Here is a 19999-nt window from a genome sequence, read left to right on the forward strand (position 1 = left end):
CTTTGCTTTTCCTGAACCAGCGCTTGTTTTTTGTTTGGGCTGCCCCCATCTTAGGTCCAAGGGTATTTCCCACCTGTTTACGGCCGAATGGCCGCCGTAGAGCTGAAAATCATGAAGACAACAGTCGAATTGCCTCTCTTGCCACTGCGTGATGTCGTGGTCTATCCACACATGGTGATCCCGCTGTTTGTGGGTCGCGAAAAATCGATCGAAGCCCTTGAGGCCGCGATGACTGGCGACAAGCAGATCTTGCTGGTTGCTCAAAAGAACCCCGCCGATGATGATCCTGCTGAAGATGCCCTTTACCGCGTTGGTACCGTAGCCACCGTGCTGCAGTTGCTGAAACTGCCCGACGGCACAGTAAAGGTATTGGTCGAAGGCGAGCAGCGCGGCGCTATCGAGCGCTTTATCGAGATCGACGGCCATTGCCGTGCGCAGGTCGCATTGATTGAGGAAGTCGATGCCGCCGAGCGCGAATCGGAAGTCTTCACCCGCAGCCTTTTGAGCCAGTTCGAGCAATATGTTCAGCTCGGCAAAAAGGTGCCTGCCGAGGTGTTGTCGTCTCTAAATAGTATCGACGAACCTAGTCGTCTGGTGGACACCATGGCGGCGCACATGGCGCTGAAAATCGAACAGAAGCAAGAAATCCTCGAGATAACTGAGCTCGCGCAGCGGGTTGAGCACGTTTTGGCTCTGCTGGATGCTGAAATCGATTTGCTGCAGGTTGAGAAGCGCATCCGCGGCCGCGTTAAAAAGCAGATGGAGCGTAGCCAGCGCGAGTACTACCTGAATGAGCAGATGAAGGCTATTCAGAAAGAGTTGGGCGATGGCGACGAAGGCCACAACGAGCTCGACGAACTGAAAAAACGCGTCGAGAACGCTGGTCTTACCAAGGAAGCGTACGCCAAGGCGCAGGCCGAGCTGAATAAGCTGAAGCAGATGTCGCCGATGTCCGCCGAAGCAACTGTGGTTCGCTCCTACATCGATTGGTTGGTGAATGTGCCATGGAAAGCTGAAAGCAAAGTTCGCCTGGATCTCGCCAAAGCCGAGGACATTCTCGACGCCGACCATTACGGCCTCGAAGAAGTTAAAGAGCGCATCCTCGAATATCTCGCCGTGCAAAAGCGCGTGAAAAAAGTAAAAGGTCCGGTGCTCTGTCTCGTTGGTCCACCTGGCGTGGGTAAAACCTCGCTGGCTGAATCCATCGCCCATGCGACTAATCGAAAATTCGTCCGTATGGCGCTCGGCGGCGTGCGCGACGAGGCCGAAATTCGTGGGCACCGTCGTACATACATTGGGTCGATGCCAGGTCGTCTGATTCAGAAGATGACTAAGGTTGGCGTACGAAATCCGCTCTTCTTGCTCGATGAAATCGACAAGATGGGGCAGGACATGCGCGGCGATCCCGCCTCAGCGTTGCTTGAGGTGCTCGACCCAGAGCAAAACCACAATTTCAACGACCATTATCTGGAGGTTGATTACGACCTTTCAGACGTGATGTTCCTCTGTACCGCGAACTCCATGAACATTCCGGCACCGTTGCTGGACCGTATGGAAGTAATCCGTCTACCCGGCTACACCGAGGACGAAAAGGTCAATATCGCGGTCAAATACCTCGCGCCGAAACAGCTTCAGGCCAACGGTTTGAAGAAAGGCGAGCTCGAGTTTGAGGAAGCAGCGATCCGCGACATGATCCGCTACTACACGCGTGAAGCGGGTGTTCGCAGTCTTGAGCGGCAGATCGCAAAGGTTTGCCGCAAGGCAGTGAAAGAGCATTTCCGCGAGAAGCGTATGAAAGTGGTTGTGGCGGCTGATTCGCTCGAGCACTTCCTCGGTGTCAGTAAATATCGCTACGGTCTGGCGGAGCAGCAAGATCAAATCGGCCAGGTCACAGGCCTTGCCTGGACCCAGGTTGGCGGCGAGTTGCTGACCATCGAAGCGGCGGTTGTTCCAGGCAAAGGTCAACTGATCAAGACCGGTTCTTTGGGCGATGTGATGGTCGAATCCATCACGGCTGCACTCACCGTTGTGCGCAGTCGGGCCAAGAGTCTGGGGGTGGCGCTGGACTTCCATGAGAAGCGCGACATTCACATTCACATGCCGGAAGGGGCGACTCCTAAAGATGGCCCCAGCGCTGGCGTGGGCATGTGTACGGCGCTGGTTTCAGCCCTCACTCAGATACCCGTTCGAGCCGATGTGGCAATGACCGGTGAAATTACTTTGCGCGGGCAAGTTCTGGCGATTGGTGGCTTGAAAGAAAAACTTCTGGCGGCTCATCGTGGCGGAATCAAGATTGTGATTATTCCCGAAGAGAACGTTCGTGATCTGAAAGAGATTCCGGAGAATATTAAGGCTGACCTGCAGATTAAACCGGTTAAATGGATTGACGAGGTCCTGCAAATTGCGCTGCAATACGCGCCGGAGCCCTTGCCCGATGCGGCTCCGGAGATGGTTGCAAAGGATGACAAACGCGAGACTGATTCCAAGGAGCGAATTAGCACGCATTAGCCGGGGGGCTTCCTTGACACATTTTTAGAGCCCTTGTTATAAAGCGGCTCTTCTTGTGCCAAATGGCCTTCCAGCACCGTTTTTGCTTTCACCCAAAAATTAAGAAATAAACTCAAACAGGAATAAGGGGACTTAGAGTGAACAAGTCGGAACTGATTGATGCTATCGCTGCATCTGCTGATATCCCGAAAGCTGTAGCTGGCCGTGCGCTGGACGCAGTAATCGAATCCGTAACTGGCGCTCTCAAGGCTGGTGATTCGGTTGTACTGGTAGGTTTCGGTACTTTCGCTGTTAAAGAGCGCGCTGCTCGTACTGGCCGTAACCCACAGACTGGTAAGCCGATCAGCATCGCTGCTGCTAAGATCCCAGGCTTCAAAGCTGGTAAAGCTCTGAAAGACGCCGTTAACTAAGCGTCTTTCTGGTTTTGCCCACCTCGGCCAGCGTAATGCTGGCCGAGTCGCGAGGCGGTAGAGCAGGGCTGGTTAGATTACCGGCTCCGCGCAACAAGGTTCGACACGAGCCTTGATCGCCCCGCCAGCTACGAGAAGGCGCATCCTCGGATGCGCCTTTCTTCTATCCGGATTCTACCCACGCTCCACGACCGCTTATTTCAGTACGGTCGTTTCTGGGGGACGCATGCTGCAGAACATCAGGGACAATTCACAAGGCTGGATTGCCAAGACCATCATCGGTGTCATTGTTGCCTTAATGGCATTCACCGGCATTGAGGCTATTTTCACTTCGCAAAGCACCGCGCAACAGGCTGCCAAGGTCAATGGTGAAGAAGTAAGCCAAAACGAACTGAGCCAGGCGATGGAAGCCCAGCGCCGTCAGTTGATGCAACGCCTCGGTAAAGATTTCGATGCTTCGCTGCTCGACGACAAACTGCTGCGTGAAGCGGCTTTGAAAAGTTTGATCGAGCGCAAGCTGTTGCTGCAGAGCACCAAAGACGCCCATTTCGCATTTTCCCAACCCGCTCTGGATCAGTTGATTCTGAACACGCCAGAGTTCCAGGTAGACGGCAAATTCAACTCCGACCGTTTCGACCAGGTTATCCGGCAGATGGGGCACACCCGTCTCCAATTCCGTCAGATGCTTGAGCAGGAAATGCTCATCGGCCAGCTGCGCGCAGGCGTGTCCGGTAGCGGCTTTGTGACTGATGAAGAAGTGAAAAACTTCGCCCGTCTGGAAAAGCAAACCCGCGACTTCGCCACCCTGACACTCAAGGCTGACCCAAAAGCGGTGAAGCTTTCTGACGATGAAATCAAGGCGTACTACGACGAAAACGCCAGTCAGTTCATGAGCGCGGAGCAGGTTGTTCTTGACTACATCGAGCTGAAAAAAGAAGCGTTTTTCAGCAAGGTCGAGGTCGGCAATGAAGACCTCCAGGCCGCGTACGAGAAAGAAATCGCTAACCTCGCTGAGCAGCGCGAAGCCGCGCACATTCTTATCGAAGTGAACGACAAGCAAACCGACGAGCAGGCCAAAGCCAAGATCGATGAGATCAAGCAGCGTCTGGACAAGGGCGAAGATTTCGCCAAGTTGGCCAAAGAGTTGTCCGAAGATCCAGGCTCCAAAGCCAGCGGCGGCGACCTGGGCTATGCCGGCAAAGGCGTCTACGATCCTGCTTTCGAAGAAGCGCTGTACGCATTGGACAAGGGCGCTGTCTCGGCCCCGGTACGCAGCAGTTTCGGCTGGCACATCATCAAATTGCTGGGCGTGCAGGCGCCAGAAGTGCCGACCCTGGCAAGCTTGAAAGACAAACTCACCCGCGAGCTGAAAACCGCGCAGGTTGAGCAGAAATTCGTTGAAGCCAGCAAGGCTCTCGAAGACTCGGCATTCGAAGCGTCGGACCTCAGCCAACCTGCACAAGAACAGGGCCTGCAGGTGAAAACCACTGCGCCGTTTGGTCGCGAAGGGGGAGAGGGCCTGACGGCCAATCGTCAGGTTCTGCAGGCTGCTTTTAGCCCGGAAGTGCTGGAAGAAGGCTCGAACAGCGGTGCCATCGAGCTAGATCCCGACACCGTGGTGATTGTGCGCGTCAAAGAGCACAAAAAGCCTGAGCAGCAGCCGCTGGAAAAAGTGACCGCTGCGATTCGCGAGCACTTGGTTCAATTGCGCGCTGCTGAAGCGGTGGAAACCAAAGGCAAGGCGATGCTGGCTGATCTGCGCGAGGGCAAAACCCCCGTCGCTCAGGCCAAAGGGCAGCAAGACTGGAAGGTCGTCGAAGCTGCAACTCGTAGCCAGGAAGGTATCGAACCGTCCGTGTTGCAGGCGCTGTTCCGGATGAGCAAACCGGAGTCGGCCGACAAGCCCACTTTCACTGGCGTCACCCTGGCCAATGGCGACTATGTCGTCGTGCAGCTCAAAGGTGTCAGCGAGCCGAAAGAAAGCTTGAGCGAAGAAGATAAGGCGATGTACCGCCGCTTCCTCGCTTCGCGTAGCGGCCAACAAGACTTCGCTGCGTTCCGCGCCGAATTGGAAGCCAAGGCCAAAATCGAGCGTTTCTAAGCATTCGATTTAAGCCAACAAAAAAAGCCCCGCCCTGTGCGGGGCTTTTTTATTGGGGTGCCGGCGATACAGGGCGAGCGTTAAGATGCCGTTTTCTGCCGCCGTTGGAGTCTTGCGATGAACGTGTCCCTTCCTTCTATTGCTTTCGCCGGCATCGGCCTGATGGGGCTGCCGATGTGCCAGCGGTTGTTGTCGGCCGGCTACACGCTGACTGTTTGGAACCGTTCACCGGAGAAATGTGCACCGCTGGTAGGTGCGGGCGCCCGTCAGGTCACTACGCCTGCCGAGCTATGCGAGCACGCCGATGTGGTGATGTTGTGCCTCGCCGATACGCGCGTCGTGCGCAAGGTAGTGTTCGGCGAAAACGGAGTGGTGGACGGTGCGAAAGCGGGGCAGCTACTTGTCGATTTTTCCAGTCTGGAACCTGCCGCCACCCGTGAAATGGCCGCTGAACTGGAAAGCCGCACGGGCATGCATTGGCTCGACACGCCGGTGTCCGGAGGCGTGGCCGGCGCCCAGGTAGGCACCTTAACCATCATGGCCGGTGGGCGAGAGGCGGACATCGAGCGCGTCCGTCCTGTTCTGATGAACCTTGGGCAGCGTCTGACCCGCATGGGCTCAGTGGGTGCGGGCCAGGTCACCAAGGTGTGCAATCAGATGATCGTCGCCTGTAACGCGCTGGTGATTGCTGAGGTCGTCGCGCTGGCGGAAAAATCGGGCGTCGACGCAAGCGTGCTGGCTTCGGCCCTGGCTGGTGGTTTCGCTGATTCCAAGCCGCTGCAAATTCTTGCGCCGCAAATGGCCGAGAGCCAATTCGAGCCTATTAAGTGGCATGTGCGCACGCTGCTGAAAGACCTGGATACCGCCGTGAAGCTCGCGCGTGAGCACGACTCCAGCACGCCGATCAGTGCATTGGCCGCTCAGCTTATGCGCTTGCATGGCAGCAGCGTCGGCAATCTTGAGCGCGACCCCGCAACCCTTATCGAGCTGTACCGGGAGAAGCATTGATGAACGTGGCGGCCAACATCTCCCTGCTATTTACCGAGTTGCCTTTGCTCAAGCGCATCGGGGCCGCGGCGGTGGCGGGATTCTCGGGCGTTGAAGCGCAATATCCCTATGAGGTTCCGGCCATTCAGTTCAAGGAAGCGTTGGAGGCGGCGGGGCTCCCTTTGCTGCTGCTAAATGTCGCTGCGCCTGATCTGGCTTCTGGCGGTCCAGGTTTGGCTGCCGTGCCGGAGCGTCGCGACGCGTTCGCTCGCGCGTTGCAAGAGGCGCTCACCTACGCCGCCATGGTCCGTCCACAATTCGTCAACGTGTTGCCTGGCCGCTTGGCGCAGGGCATAAGCCGGGAGCAAGCGTTAGCGACGCTCATCGATAATGTGCGGATGGCGGCCGAAGCCTTCCGGCCGTTAGGAATAAAGGTGCTCAGCGAGGCGATCAATCCGCTGGATATGCCCGGCTTTTTGATCAACACGCCCGAGCAATTGCGGGACTTGGTTAACGCCGTAAATCACGACAACTTTGCAGCCCAGCTCGACCTTTACCACATGGCTCGCCAGGGCGTGGACTTGCCCCAGGCGATTGCCGATCTGGCGGGAATGATTGGCCATGTGCAATTCGCCGACTGTCCCGGGCGAAACCAGCCAGGCACTGGGAGCATCGATTTCGCGTCTGCTTTCAATGCCTTGCGCCAGGCGGGTTACACGGGCTGGCTGAGCGCGGAATATCGACCCAACGCGGGTACCGAAGCCTCACTGGCCTGGCTCGCCGAATGGCGCCGCGCTGGGGTAGTCAGTCCTCGGTAGTGCTGTCGAGCTTCCAATAGCCGGCGGCCTTTAGAAAGTTCTCGTCAACGCCGAACTCATCGAGCAACACGCGTCTGATACGGCGCGATGTTGCCGACTCCGCCGCTATCCAGGTGTATAGCGAACCACTCGGCAACGTGATGGTTTTTGCCGCGCTGAGTAAATCTTCACCCTCGTCACGGTGCAACCACTGCACCTGCACGTTCGCCGCACTGGTCAACGTTTGTTGCTCCGCCGCGTTTGCTACCTCGATCAACGCCAACACCTGACGCCCGGCCGGCAGTTCCTCCAGACGTCTGGCGATAGCGGGCAGGGCGGTTTCGTCGCCGATCAGCAGGTAGCTGTCGAACATATCGGGCACGATCATCGAACCGCGTGGCCCACCTGCATAAAGGTGCTGGCCCGGTGCCGCCTGTTCTGCCCACGTCGACGCGGGGCCGTCGCCGTGCAGAACGAAGTCGATATCCAGTTCGCCCGCCGCCGCGTCGTAACGGCGCGGCGTGTAGTCGCGCATCGCCGGCTTCGGACCCTCGCTCTCTGCACCCGCGTGCAGCGCTTCGAGCGTTGCTTGCTGTTCCGGCGTCTGGGCAAAAAACAGCTTGATATGGTCGTCGCTTCCCAAGCTGGTAAAACCCGCCAGGTCCGGGCCGCCGAGGGTGATGCGGCGCATGTGTGGTGTCAGCTCGGTAACGCGGATCACGTCCAACCGACGACGTTTGATTTCATGCATCACGCGGTGAATGCCCGCAGCGTTGGGTTGAGTCATTGCGCAGTCTCCGGGTTTGTCTGAGCAGAGTGGGGGCCGGCAGCAATAGCGGTGGCGGCGGCATTCAGCACATCGCGCACGCGGATGATTTCCGCCTCACTCCATTGGCCGTGGTGTAGCTGCAACGCGTGGCGTAGGTTGTGCACCGCTTCGTGAATTTGTGCCGGCCGATCGTGGCCGCGCATTGAGCGTTTACTGACTTCCAGGCGAACCTTGAGCCCGTCTAGCGCCACTTGCTGCTCAGCAAGCGAGGCCTGGCCGGCTGCGGTCACGCTGTACAGTTTTTTGCCGTGCTGTGCATCGCCTGCGATGAGGTCGCTTTCTTCGAGAAAGGTCAGCGTCGGATAAATCACACCGGGGCTTGGAGCGTAGGCGCCTTCAAACATGTCCTCAATCCGGCGAATCAGGTCATAGCCATGGCTGGGTTGTTCCGCAATCAGCGCCAACAACAGTAGTTTCAGGTCGCCAGGTGCAAACACCCGTGGCCCGCGCCCACCGCGCCCGCCGGGGCGACGCTCAAATTCATCGGTCTCACGCATATGGAGCGGGTGGTGATGGTGGTCTCGCATCGATTTGCTCTCGTCCTGGGTTATCTAAGATATAACTTAAGATATATCTTATTTGCTTGGCAACCCCTAACGACTAACGGCAAGCACAGGACATGACCCAAGCGGGGCGGCGAAAGCGAGAAAAAATCGAGTTACATAAGGTTTACGAATGTTCACAGACACCGCCGCGCAGAGGCTCTAGATTGGACCCTCAGGCTTTGTCCTACAGTTTTTTGCGTAGTGGCGAGGTCAGCTTTGATAAGAACAACAAAAGAGAACTCCTTTATGTCCAGTGCTACTCAGGCGGCCAATGCTTGGCGTGTCTTGTTCTTGCTGTTCCTTGCGAACCTGTTCAATTTCTTCGACCGCAGCATTCCCGCGATCATCATCGAACCCCTGCGCCATGAATGGAGCCTGAGTGACTTGCAGCTCGGCCTGATCGGCACCGCTTTTACCATCGTCTACGCGATTGCCGGCGTGCCTCTGGGACGCATGGCGGACAACGGCTCACGCCGCAAAATCATGGGCTGGGGCCTTATGGTGTGGAGCGGTCTTACAGCCGTTAACGGATTCGTTACCGGCTTTTGGAGCTTCCTTCTCGTACGTATGGGCGTTGGTATCGGTGAGGCCAGTTACGCGCCAGCCGCTAACTCACTCATTGGCGACCTCTTTCCTGCCAACAAGCGCGCCCGTGCCATGGGCATTTTCATGCTGGGCCTACCGTTGGGCTTGTTGCTCGCCTTCTTCACCATCGGTGCGATGGTGGAAGCCTTTGGTAGCTGGCGAGCGCCGTTTTTCATCGCCGCCGTTCCGGGCATGATCCTGGCCGTATTTATGTTCTTCATCCGCGAACCACAGCGTGGCGCGGCTGAGGTGGTGCAAGTGGCGGCGGTCAAGGTCGACCGCCCGGTGCGCAAGGTATTGAGCATCCGCACGTTCTGGTGGCTGGTGGTCGCCGGGCTTTGCTTCAACTTCGCCACCTATGCGTGTAACTCGTTCATGGTGCCGATGCTGCAGCGCTACTTCCTCATGCCGCTGGGGCAGGCGGCGGTTGCCACCGGCATTATCGTCGGTGTTACCGGGCTCGTCGGCTTGACGGTCGGCGGCTGGTTTGCCGACAAGGCTCACCAACGCTCCGAACGCGGTCGTCTGTGGATGGCAGCAGCGTCGCTGGCGATTTCTACGGTTGCGACAGGCTGGGCGTTATCGCTTGGTGCCGGAAGCATTGCCCTGTTCGTGGCGATTTTTAGCCTCGGCTGGTTGTTTTCCTACAACTTCTACACCTGTGTTTACACCTCGATTCAAGACGTGATCGAACCGCGATTGCGTGCGACCGCGATGGCACTGTTTTTTGCCGGCCTGTATCTGCTCGGTGGTGGGCTTGGCCCAGTCGTGGTTGGCTGGCTTTCCGACCATTTCGCGCATTCAGCGATGTATGCCGCAGGCGCTGCCGAAATGAGCGAGGCGTTTAAAGCGGTTGGCTTGCACGACGCGATGTACCTGATACCGATCGCGATGCTGCTGACCCTGTTGGCATTGATTCAGGCCGCGCGGCATTTGCCGAAAGATGCGCTGGCCATGCGGGAATCCATGGAAGCTAACGCTGCATAACTGGCGACTACAAATAAAAAAGGCCCGCATGCTGCGGGCCTTTTTTATTTGTAGTCGTGAAAGATAAGGTCATTGCTCGGTGAATATGCGTTGTTAGCTGTAGAAACGTTCCTTAGTTATGTGCGATTTTTCTGCTGTAATAAATAACTGTGGCTAGTCTTATTGGTTTCCCTTGTTTTAAGGGAGGATTCATACATTTGGCACGGTCGCCCCTTGCACACGCGTTGTCTTGTTTGGCGTAGTTTTAGTTTTATTCTTCGCCGCATAGAGCTGCTGCCGTGCATATCAAAAGTTGTAAGTCTTATATTTTTACCATGAGTTGTCAGGAGTGGCTGCGAAAGTACGCCGCAGGCCTTGCTGTGGGCGGCTTTTCCCTTCTTCTATCCCTCTCCGCTAGTGCCGATAAACCGACGTCTTATTATTCCTCAGGCGTAACTCCTATCGAGCAGGAGTCGGACCGGCGCGCAAAGTTATTGCTTGAGGAGAAAATCGCGCGGGAATTAGAAGAAAACCGACGAAAAATAAACCAGCAAAGCAAGAGCGAGGCTTCGTCGGCGAGCGCGGAAGTTTCGCCTAAGCATAAAGAAGACGGCGACTAGCGTTGCGGAGCAAGGCTTATATGACCCGATTTCCGCCATCAAAAAACACAATTATTTAGCTTGAGCTCATCATGAATAAACATTGTTTTCGCCTTATCTTCAGCAAACCCTTAGGTTTTTTAATTCCAGTGGCTGAAATCGCTACTGCCCAACGCAAACCTGGGCAGCGGCAGGGGCCTGCTTCTAGCGCAGTTGCACCTAAAACGCCCGCTTTTTCTCTTAAGCATCTCGCGCTTTCTATGTGGGTCGCCGCTGTTCCTAGTTGGACCGCCGCCGAGATTCTGCTGGATCGCAGCAGCGGCGCCACGGTATCCAGCGCCGCCAATGGGGTGCCGGTGATTGAGATCGCGAACCCTAATAGCAACGGTCTTTCCCACAACCGGTTTGGCCAGTTCGACGTGGCCAACCCTGGCGTTATCTTCAACAACAGCATGGTCAACGGCACGAGCCAGATTGGCGGGGCGGTGCTGCTTAACCCGAATCTGAAGCAGACGGCTAAAGCGATTCTCACGGAAATCACCGGCAACCAGCCCAGTTCAATCAGCGGCACGTTGGAAGTGTTCGGCGATGCGGCGGACTTGCTGATCGCCAACCCAAACGGCCTGACCCTGAACGGCGTGACCACGCTGAATACGTCGCGCCTGACCGTGAGCACCGGGCGTGTGTCCGATGCTGATGGCAGCTTGAAGTTGTTGGTCGATAAACACAGTGGTCAGGTCTTGATCGGCGCCGACGGCGTCAACACTTCGGGCCTGAGTTACTTCGATATCGTCGCCCGTTCGGTGGCCTTAAACGGCGTGATCGGCTCCGAAGCGTTGCAGACGGATCTGAACATCGTGGCCGGCCAAGGCGCCTACGCCACAGGCGCCCGCACCTTTACTGCAACCGCTGGTGCGCAAGGTTCTGGCGTCGCTATTGCCGGCTCAGCAGCAGGCGCCATGCACGGCCGGTATATCAACCTGATCAGCAGCGACAGCGGCGCCGGGGTTCGGCACGACGGGCTGATAGTGGCGGCGCGGAGCATCCAGATTAGCGTCGATGGCGATATCGGGTTAGAGAACACGATTGCTGGCAACTCGATTGATATCGCCTCGTCAGCTGACTTCACCAACCGCGGCTCGCTGAGTGCGGGGGGCGACCTGCGCGTCTCCGCGCGCGACGTGGTCAATGAAAAAGACGGTTATTTAAGTGCCGCCGAGCAAGTGCGCATCGATGCGTCCAACAGCCTGAGCAATAGCGGCGTAGTGCGTGGCAAAAACCTGGCCGTTTTAGCGAAAGACCTGGAAAACACCGCCATCTTTATGGCGGCCGACAAGGCCTCGTTTAACGTTAGTGATGAGTTGCGAAACCTCAGTGGCGCCTCAATTTTTGCCCAAGCGCTCACCCTCAATGTGGGCGCGTTGCTTAATAACGCCGCGACCGTGGCTGCGGTAAAAACCGTAGCCATCCACGCCGACAAGTCGGTCGATAACCGCAACAGCGGCGTTATTTCTGGCGAGGCGGTAGGCGTGAAAGCCACCGATATCCGCAACCGCGAAAAAGCTCAGATTCAAGGTGTCGATGTTGCGCTTACGGCGAACGACAGCTTCAGCAGTGAAAGCCAAGCGTCGATTCAGGCGAGCAAAACTCTTTCCGTTGACGCTACTACCTTCAGCGTCGCAGCCAGCGAATTGTTGGCGGGTAATGAGCTGTCTCTGAATGTGGGCAGCTACAAAAATGCCGGCACCATTACCTCGTTTAATAACGCCAGCCTGGCGCTTAGAAACAATGCCAATCTGCGCATCGACTCAGCCTTCAATGGCCCACAAGCAGCGGGCTTGCTGACGCTGTCCGCTCACCACGTGACCATCACCGACGAACTTAACGGCGCAGGCTCCGTGTACATCAACGCGTCGGGCGATGTGCGTAACCAAGGCGCTGTCATCATCGGCAAAACCTTGGCCATCAGCGCCAAAGGCCTGATCGAAAACGCTCCGGGCAAGCTTATGTGGGCGGGCGAAAACCTCAGCCTGCAAGCCGGCACGCAGTTGCTTAACGGTGTCAAAAGCCAACTCCTGGCCATGGGCGACATGAGCCTGAGTGCGGGCGAAAAAGTACAAAACAACGTCGGCCGTATCGAAGCGCAGGGCAATGTATGGATCGACACGCCGCTGCTGGAAAACCTGAGTAAAAGCACCGGTGGCGTGGTGACCGCGAGCGTGGCCAACGAAGATGTGTGGCTCTCTAAAGCAGACGGCTTGATCGAGCGCGACTACTGGAACATCAAAATCGATCTGCCGGTTTACGCCTCCGATTTGAGCATCGAGCAGGCGGTGATCAAGGCGGGCGGCAGTTTGCTGCTCAATCAGGATACGGCCAACGGCAGCGGCGCGACCGTGCGTAACGTCGGCGGGCTGATGGCCGCCACGGGCGATGTGCTGATTGACGGCAATCTGAAAAACGAGGGCATGTTTACCTCCAAAACCCTGGTCGAGATTTTGAAGGCGGCGCCAACGCAGTATTACTTCAGCAATTCGCTGGCCGGCAGCCCTACGGGCCAATGGGTTTATCAGGACGGTTTGTATGGCTTGTTAAATGGTTTTTTCAACGGCAATGGCGCCAGCAGCAGTTGGGTCGAGACGCTCAAGTTAGTCAACAAACCTGGCATCAATCAGGTGCTCAGCGCCGTGTTAGGTGCCGATTGGAAAGCCCTCAGCGATGAACAATTGCGCGGGCGATGGGCGACGTTCAAGACCAGTGCTTCTGACAAGTCGCAACACTACTACGCCGACACCCAGGCAGAAATTTCTGCCGGCAAAGTCTTCCTGCAAGAAGGCGGCACCTTTGAGAGCGGAGACGGGGGCACGTGGGTTGGGCAGCGGCCGATCACCGTTCAGGTGGGCAGCGAAACCGTGGAAAGTCTGGACGGCGAAATGGACGTCCAGTACAACCGCGAGCGGGCCGAGAACGCACTGCGCGATCAGCTGAAAAACCCGCTGTTCCGCCCCCGCGATCCGGCTGCCGACGGCGATGCGTTTGCGCGGATCAAACCGCTGTACGAAACCCGCGTGAGCTACATCGACCAAAGCCAGTACATGGGCTCGGACTATTTCCTGACCAAGATTGGCTACGACGCCGACAAAAGCGTGACCGTGCTGGGCGATGCTTATTTTGATCACCAACTGATCCTGCAGAGCGTCGAGGAGCGGCTGGGTAATTTCTTTGCGCAAACCCAGCGTTTGGGCGGCAAGGATCTGGTTCAACAGCTTTTAGATAACGGCGCTGAGCTAACGACTGAGGCTGGCTTCAGCTTGGGCGAGCCGCTGACCGCCGAACAAATCGCTGGCCTGAAAACCGATGTGGTTTGGTACGAAAACCAACTGGTGGACGGCCAGATGGTCTTGGCGCCGAAGCTGTACTTAAGCCAGGAAACGATCGCGGCGCGGAATCAAGACGCCAACAGTTCTGCCTTGGTGGGTGGCGATACGGTTCTGATTGATGCGGATTCGGTGGCCAACATCAACGGCACCATTCGCGGCAATACCGACGCTTTTGTGTACTCGAAAACCGACGTTAACAACGTCTCGGTGGGTGGCGCGCAGGCCGGCATTTTTGCCGGGCAGGGCGGTGAGGGTAAACCGGCTGGGCAGCTTGTGGTCACTGCTGAAAACAAGGTGCTGAACCAGGGCGGCGTGTTGAGCGGGTTCCAACAAACCGTGGTCGGTGGCAATGGCGTGAGCAGTTCAGCCACCACCGGTTATGACGAAAACGGCTACATGGTCGTGCGCGATAACGGGGTGATGGGTGTAGCGCTGACCGAGGACAAGTCGGAGAAGAAGGCGGCTGAGCCAGAGCCTCTGGCGGAAGTGGCTGAGGTAGCCGAAGTTGCTGATGCTGACGCGACAAAACCAGAGAAAAAACCCGTTGTCGTCGAACGCCCTGACGTACGCGCCATCTTCGAAGAGCGCCTGGCCGCAGGTCCTGTCGATGTTGAGCAAGGTTCGTCCCTCAGCGTGATCTCTGGTGGCGATATCGACCTGGTCGGCGCCATCACGCAATCGGACAACGTGCTGCTGCAAACCAGCGGCAACCTCAACATGAACGACTTGCACGAAGCCCGTTCCGCGTTTGATGCCGTGGGCGCCAGCGGCTTTTTATCGCAGGTGGACATCACCGAAATGGCCGCGTCCGCCAACTCAGTGGGCAACACCCTAAATACTAAAAATCTGACCGTTCAGGCCCAGGGCGACTGGAACATTACCGGCGGTGAAATCAACGCCGACACCAGCAACGTGGAGGTCGGCGGCGACATGAAAGTGGCCGCCGGTAAAGATCTGACCTTCCACGAAAAAACCGTGAAAACCACGCAGCTGGTGATCAGCGCGGGGGTCGGTGCCGGCGGCTACGAAGCCAATGGGATGTGGGGCTCGGCAGCGGCAATCGACACGCATCTGCCTTCGCCATTTGACGGTTTGGCTGAAGGCGACCCCGTCACGCCCAACGTCCGAGGCCAAGCCAGCGCCGGCCGCTCCGCTGCCTCGCAGGCGCTGGCTAGCGAGGGAACCGGCGCTCGCACCGGCGCCAACGCAGGCCGGGGCGCCACCAGCGGGGCCAACTTCAAAGTCGGCATCGAAACGGTAACCACGACCGACACCAGCGAATCGACCACTTTCCGCAACGCTCAACTCAATTTGGGCAGCGGCAGTGTCGATGTCGGCGGCACCTTTGATATGGGTGGTGCGGACATCAATGCCGGTTACCAACTGAGCCCAGAAGAGCGGGCGAAAATGACACCAGAGCAGCGTGTCGCGGCGACGAAAAACATGCCCACGCTAGACGTGACGGCCGGCGACATTAAAACCACCAAGTACGAAAACACCGAGAAAATCACCCACACCCGCGAGGAGTTGTTCCTTGGCGTCACCGCCGAAGGTCACTCCTCGTTAGTGGACGTCGCCACCCAAGCCGCTCAGCTTGCTCATAAAAACCTCGGCACCGATGCGGTCGTCGATCCAAACGCACCGCCCGCGTCCTCGAAAACCCTGGCCACGCAAGACGGCCGCATGGAAGTTGATCCGGCGCTAACCGCGATGATGGCTGCGGGTTTGGCTACCCAAGTAGCCTTTGGCGAAGGCATCGGCGGCTCGGTCACAGCTGGCATGCAACACACCATCGAAACCCGCGAAAGCGAACACCGCGCGGAAAACATTAATCAGATTGGCGGCAACATCAGCCTGACCAGCACCAAAGGCAACATCGCGCTCAACGGCGTGAACCTGCAAGGCGGCAAAGTCGCCATCAAATCAGCAGGCAACCTGACCCAAACGGCGGCGAAAAGCAGTAGCATCAGCAGCGAGTCGGTGACCACCCACACCGCAGGTCTTACAGCCAGTAACGGTGCGGCGCCAACGGGCGTCGGCATGGGCTTGTCCGCGGGCGCCAGCGGCAGTTACGACGAAACCAACACCAAAACCACCAGCTACACCAACGGCATGATCAGCGGCACCGACATCAGCATCGAAACCGCCGGCGACCACAACCTGATCGGCTCGAACATCAAGGGCAACAGCGTAAGCGCCAAAATCGGTGGCAACCAGACCATCACCAGCGTGCAAGACACCTCGGAAATGGAACACACCCGCGGCAACTGGAGCGCCAGCGTCGGCGTGGCGATAACCACGGACGGCATCATCCAGGGCACCGCCAGCGCCAGTGCCTCGGGCGGCAAGGATTTCGACAACAGCAAATTGACCGCCGAGCAAGCGGGCATCAGCGCCGACAACCTGGACCTGAAAGTCGCCGGCAACCTCAACCTGACCGGCGCGCATATCACCTCAAAACCGGACCAGGGCAGCGTCGCTGTGGGCGGCAAAATCACCGCACAAACCCTGCAAGACAGCCGTGAGAAAGATGGCGGTTACGCAGGCGGTGGCGGCGGTATCAGCAAGAACGGTTTGCCGAGCGTGACGCTGGAATTTGGCCGAGTGGATCAAGTGCATTACACGGCTGAGAATGCGGCGACCATCGACATTGGTGATCCAAGCAAAGTCAGTGCTGCCGGTGGCATCAGTGGTCCGCTGAACACCGATGCCAGCAAACAGCTCACCGTTTCGCAAAACAAACGCGTGGCCGGCACGGATGTAAAAGTCGAAATCTCCATCGGCGATGCGCAGGAAATCAAAGCCGGGGTGAAAAAGCTATTCACACCGAAGGCTGGCCGAAACGTGCACGTTGCCGATGCGCCAAAAACGCAGCCGCGCAAAGCCGACAGCGCTACCACCAAGGTCGCTCAGGCAGACGCACCGAAAGCAACGCTTCGCAGCCATGCGGACATCGATGCGCCGAAGGTTAAACAAGCCTTCGACCAACGCGTTGTGGTGAACACCGACCCCACCAACCCGGTGGTAAACCAAGCGGCACAACGCCTCGCCAATAAGCACGCCGACAACACCGTCGTGATCGCGCCAACCGCCGACGGGGGCCACAAAGTGCTCAGCGGCGCGCTAACTGACAGCGGCAGTAAAAAAGTGGAAGTGGTAGGCCACAGCGACGGCCTGAAACTCGGCGGCTTGGACGGCAAACAAATCACCGATGTGGTGCAAAAGCTAACCAACGATGGCAAGAGCACTGTCGACAAAGTGGCCTTGGTGGGCTGCGGGACGGCGTGCGCCAAAGATGGCCCGAGCTTGGTAAGCGAAGTGAGTGGTTTGCTGCAACAACAGGGCGCAGCCACATCGGTTAAAGGGTATGAAACAGCCGTTACGGTGAACGAGGCCGGGCATAAACAAGCGGTTACTGTTGGCGCGGCAGACGCCTTGGGCGGCGCTCAGTTGGGGAATGGGGCAACAACCCCGGTACGCCAAGCTTCAATAGAAGGTGACACGGCTGTGGACAGCGCCCTGGCCAGTCTGAAGGACTCCTATCAGGCACTAAAAGACAAAACTTCAACCGAACGAATGGCGATGGCGCCAGACGATATCTTGCGTTTCAAAGATATGAAATTTACCGACGCATACGTTGCCGCACCCACAACGAATGGGATCATCAACGGGCACATGGTCGACGCAGACTCGGTACTTGCCATGCAATTCCCCGGCGTGGGCGCAACCCGGCCGGGCAGAGCAGAAAAGGACCAGGCGTACTTGGTCAATTTTGCTGACGTGCTTAGCAAGGTTCATACAGTGGTTGATCTGACCAACATGGTCGACATTCAACAAAAAGGTCTGATTGATTATCGGCCTACTGAAACAGGCACCAAGCCGTTTGAGTCCGGCGGCTACAAAGCCGATTTTCTCCTCACCAATGTGAAGGAGCACGCGAATATCGAAGCCAGCGTTAAGGGCAAACTAGAGGTGGGCTTTACCACGCCAGATGGCACGACTACCCACACCACGGTTGACTATCTGAACGCGCCGGTAATTGACCACGGTGCAATGGATACCAACTGGCTTAACAGTATCGCCACGGAGATCAATACCGCGAAATCCGCCGCTTCGGCAGAAGGCAAATGTGTGGGTGTGCATTGCACCGCCGGTGTCGGACGTACAGGGCTAGCCATCGTCGCCGCTCAGCTCCAGGCGGCTCATAACGAAGGCGCCTTAAACAGTTCCAATACCAAGTCCACGGTCGACCAGCTGATACTGCAACTGCGCAGCGAACGCAGCAATTTGATGGTTCAGACCGATGTGCAGTACGGGCAGCTTCTGGCGTTTTCCAAGGAACTGGCCGCTGGCAGATTCGATGCCCACGAGTATGCCAACCTGAAGGACATGCAAGCAGCAGTCGCGGATCGGGGAGAGGGCGTGTACCAGAACCTGCGGGATGTGGCCAAACCGTCGGTGCCGCAAGCCGACGCCAAGCCGGTGCTTGGGGCAGCTCCAGAGAAAGCCATCGCCAGCGGCAAAGGCGACCAAGCCAACGTCAGCGGGGAAAACAACGGAAGCAAAAAGCCGGAGCATGCGTTGCCACCGATTCCTGGCCAAGAAGTCGTTGCCACAGGCACGAGCGATTCCGCCAACGAAACCAAGGGGATCCAAAAACCAGCGCAAACGCTTCCATCCCTTGCTGGCAAGCAAATCGTCGTCACAGGCAAGGGCGACTACGTCAACGTCAAAGTAAAGAACGCAACGGTTGACCTAAAGCCGGCTGTGCCGCCAAACCCCATCAAAGTGCCGCCAGCAGTCCCTCCCAAACCGGGCGCGGGCGATGGCAGCTTCGCGTCAGCGGACAGCGAGCAACCTGTGTTACGGCGCGGCCGTGGCAACAGCGCGGAGAAAACCGAGAAAGACAGGCATCGGCAGGTTGTCGTCGTCGATGAAGGGCTGAGCTACCGCCAAGTAGTTGTGCAGGTGGGTAGCGACAATACAACCCGTAACGCTGCCGAGAACCTGGCTGGCAAACATCCCGGTAATGCCACCCAATACGTGCGGCAGGCCGATGGCACGTTGAAGTTGGTCTTTGGTGAGCCAGTGCTTGCACAGTCGCAAGGCCTGAAAGTTCAGCTGGTGGGCCATGGCGATGCGAGTGGCGAGAAAATCGGCGGCGCCGGCCTGGACGACGTCAGCCAGATCATTGAGCAGGTTTTTGGCGAATTCGGTCAGTTGCCGAATAAGGTGACGTTGAACGGATGCAACACCAAGGCGTGTCTGGCGCTCCAGCTTCAGGAAAAATACCCGCATATAGAGGTCAGTGGTTTTTCCAAGCCGATCGCGATCGGTGAAGATGGCCGCAAAATCCATAACGTCGATCCGCTTGACCCTCGTGCGTTAACCGGTAGCAAGGGCGCGGAGGCGGCCGGTAGCAAGCCTACTGTCGATAGCGCGCTTGCCGATGCTGCAAGTACGAGCGCCGATGCCAGCGCTTCAGACGAGCACGCTCGGGTTCGCGCCGCCGAAAAAATAGCGGATTGGTACCGCGCCATTACGGCTAAAACTACATTGGATGAGATGGGCAAAAACGCAGGGCAGATTCGCCAAGATGACTTCCACGATGCGGTCGCTAAGCGGACCGGTGAACTGAAACAGTCGGTAGGCGAGCTAAGCAACGATGAAAAAACGTTTTTGGCAAACTTTTTACAACAGGACTTCTATGTGACGCACGCTACCCGCGTCAAACCGGAAAACAAAAAGGGTGACCTGATCCTTTACTCAAGCGCCAAGCTGGACCAGAAAAATATCGGCTACAACCCGGGCACTACGCCCGTCGATAAGGGTGAATACGGCAACGACAACTATGTGTTTTTTGGACTGGAAGCTGGTGCCAGCCAGAAGAAAACATTTAGCTTTTTCGGGCAGAAGTTTTACCGCGCAAGCTATGACCATCCGGCGCTGGCACATTCGATGCTGATGCTTGTAGACCCTCTTTTTGGACGGGCGCAAAACCCGGCCAGGGTGCAAGGATTAAGTGGCGAGGCCGCAGGTAAGTTGCTGGATAAAAACTACGCGTATCCGGATACCTTGTTACAGGGACGGGCCGACTCCTTGACAGGCCTAGGTTACAAACTGATAGAGGTTGCAAGAGAACTGCCGCCTGAGGACCGCAAGCTCGTGTTGTCGGCCAAAACTGACGTCGAGGTGAACAACGTGGTGAATGGTTTGTTCAGGCCGCAAATTCTTGTGCCGTCGATGGTTGGGTTGAAGAAAGGAGAGTTCACCATTCATCAGCCTAAATAAC

The 19999-nt window shown here is 57.3% G+C and carries 10 protein-coding genes and 1 pseudogene; 9 read left to right on the forward strand and 2 right to left on the reverse strand.

Features of this window, described 5'->3' with window-relative positions; all coding sequences use genetic code 11:
- Positions 1–111 precede the first annotated feature (111 nt).
- The 5 genes from lon (at position 112) to ACZZ0Q_RS09955 (ending at position 6824) form a co-directional block, all read left to right on the forward strand.
- Positions 112–2508 (forward strand): endopeptidase La, encoded by a 2397-nt coding sequence (gene lon / locus ACZZ0Q_RS09935; protein ID WP_463539133.1) that lies wholly within the window; start codon positions 112–114, stop codon positions 2506–2508.
- Positions 2509–2645: 137 nt separating this feature from the next.
- The gene (gene hupB / locus ACZZ0Q_RS09940; protein ID WP_003239952.1) at positions 2646–2918 is read left to right on the forward strand and encodes a nucleoid-associated protein HU-beta; all 273 of its coding nucleotides are present in this window, start codon (positions 2646–2648) and stop codon (positions 2916–2918) included.
- Between the two features lie 226 nt (positions 2919–3144).
- A complete protein-coding gene (locus ACZZ0Q_RS09945; RefSeq protein ID WP_463560519.1) occupies positions 3145–5019 on the forward strand; it encodes a SurA N-terminal domain-containing protein in 1875 nt (624 codons plus the stop codon).
- A gap of 117 nt (positions 5020–5136) precedes the next feature.
- The gene (locus ACZZ0Q_RS09950) at positions 5137–6027 is read left to right on the forward strand and encodes an NAD(P)-dependent oxidoreductase (RefSeq protein ID WP_463539132.1); all 891 of its coding nucleotides are present in this window, start codon (positions 5137–5139) and stop codon (positions 6025–6027) included.
- A complete protein-coding gene (locus ACZZ0Q_RS09955; protein ID WP_463539131.1) occupies positions 6027–6824 on the forward strand; it encodes a hydroxypyruvate isomerase family protein in 798 nt (265 codons plus the stop codon). Before ACZZ0Q_RS09950 ends, ACZZ0Q_RS09955 begins: the two co-directional genes overlap by 1 nt.
- Here the strand turns inward: ACZZ0Q_RS09955 and ACZZ0Q_RS09960 are convergent.
- On the reverse strand, positions 6811–7590 hold the full coding sequence (locus tag ACZZ0Q_RS09960) for a siderophore-interacting protein (RefSeq protein ID WP_463539130.1): 780 nt from the start codon (positions 7588–7590) through the stop codon (positions 6811–6813). The two genes, ACZZ0Q_RS09955 and ACZZ0Q_RS09960, sit on opposite strands and share 14 nt — an antisense overlap.
- Complete coding sequence (locus ACZZ0Q_RS09965) at positions 7587–8159, reverse strand: PadR family transcriptional regulator (RefSeq protein ID WP_463539129.1); 573 nt, start codon at positions 8157–8159, stop codon at positions 7587–7589. The genes ACZZ0Q_RS09960 and ACZZ0Q_RS09965 overlap by 4 nt, the downstream gene beginning before the upstream one ends.
- Before the next feature lie 264 nt (positions 8160–8423).
- Here ACZZ0Q_RS09965 and ACZZ0Q_RS09970 point away from each other — a divergent pair, with 264 nt between their 5' ends.
- The 4 genes and pseudogenes from ACZZ0Q_RS09970 (at position 8424) to ACZZ0Q_RS09985 (ending at position 19998) form a co-directional block, all read left to right on the forward strand.
- Entirely contained in the window at positions 8424–9749 is a 1326-nt protein-coding gene (locus ACZZ0Q_RS09970) for a spinster family MFS transporter (protein WP_463539128.1), read from the forward strand.
- 278 nt (positions 9750–10027) lie between these two features.
- Positions 10028–10348 (forward strand): hypothetical protein, encoded by a 321-nt coding sequence (locus ACZZ0Q_RS09975; protein WP_463539127.1) that lies wholly within the window; start codon positions 10028–10030, stop codon positions 10346–10348.
- Between the two features lie 71 nt (positions 10349–10419).
- A pseudogene (locus ACZZ0Q_RS09980) lies at positions 10420–10548 on the forward strand (ESPR-type extended signal peptide-containing protein); the annotation flags it as partial.
- A gap of 39 nt (positions 10549–10587) precedes the next feature.
- Positions 10588–19998 (forward strand): two-partner secretion domain-containing protein, encoded by a 9411-nt coding sequence (locus ACZZ0Q_RS09985; RefSeq protein ID WP_463561009.1) that lies wholly within the window; start codon positions 10588–10590, stop codon positions 19996–19998.
- The last annotated feature ends 1 nt before the right edge of the window (position 19999 follow it).

The sequence above is a fragment of the Pseudomonas sp. AC070 genome (genome assembly GCF_979258635.1).

What these genes read in the sequence shown, in the direction of transcription:
- lon (WP_463539133.1), top strand. Translation starts at nt 112, where the DNA reads ATGAAGACAACAGTCGAATTGCCTCTCTTGCCACTGCGTGATGTCGTG.
- ACZZ0Q_RS09945 (WP_463560519.1), top strand. Translation starts at nt 3,145, where the DNA reads ATGCTGCAGAACATCAGGGACAATTCACAAGGCTGGATTGCCAAGACC.
- ACZZ0Q_RS09950 (WP_463539132.1), top strand. Translation starts at nt 5,137, where the DNA reads ATGAACGTGTCCCTTCCTTCTATTGCTTTCGCCGGCATCGGCCTGATG.
- ACZZ0Q_RS09955 (WP_463539131.1), top strand. Translation starts at nt 6,027, where the DNA reads ATGAACGTGGCGGCCAACATCTCCCTGCTATTTACCGAGTTGCCTTTG.
- ACZZ0Q_RS09960 (WP_463539130.1), bottom strand. Translation starts at nt 7,590, where the DNA reads ATGACTCAACCCAACGCTGCGGGCATTCACCGCGTGATGCATGAAATC.
- ACZZ0Q_RS09965 (WP_463539129.1), bottom strand. Translation starts at nt 8,159, where the DNA reads ATGCGAGACCACCATCACCACCCGCTCCATATGCGTGAGACCGATGAA.
- ACZZ0Q_RS09970 (WP_463539128.1), top strand. Translation starts at nt 8,424, where the DNA reads ATGTCCAGTGCTACTCAGGCGGCCAATGCTTGGCGTGTCTTGTTCTTG.
- ACZZ0Q_RS09985 (WP_463561009.1), top strand. Translation starts at nt 10,588, where the DNA reads ATGTGGGTCGCCGCTGTTCCTAGTTGGACCGCCGCCGAGATTCTGCTG.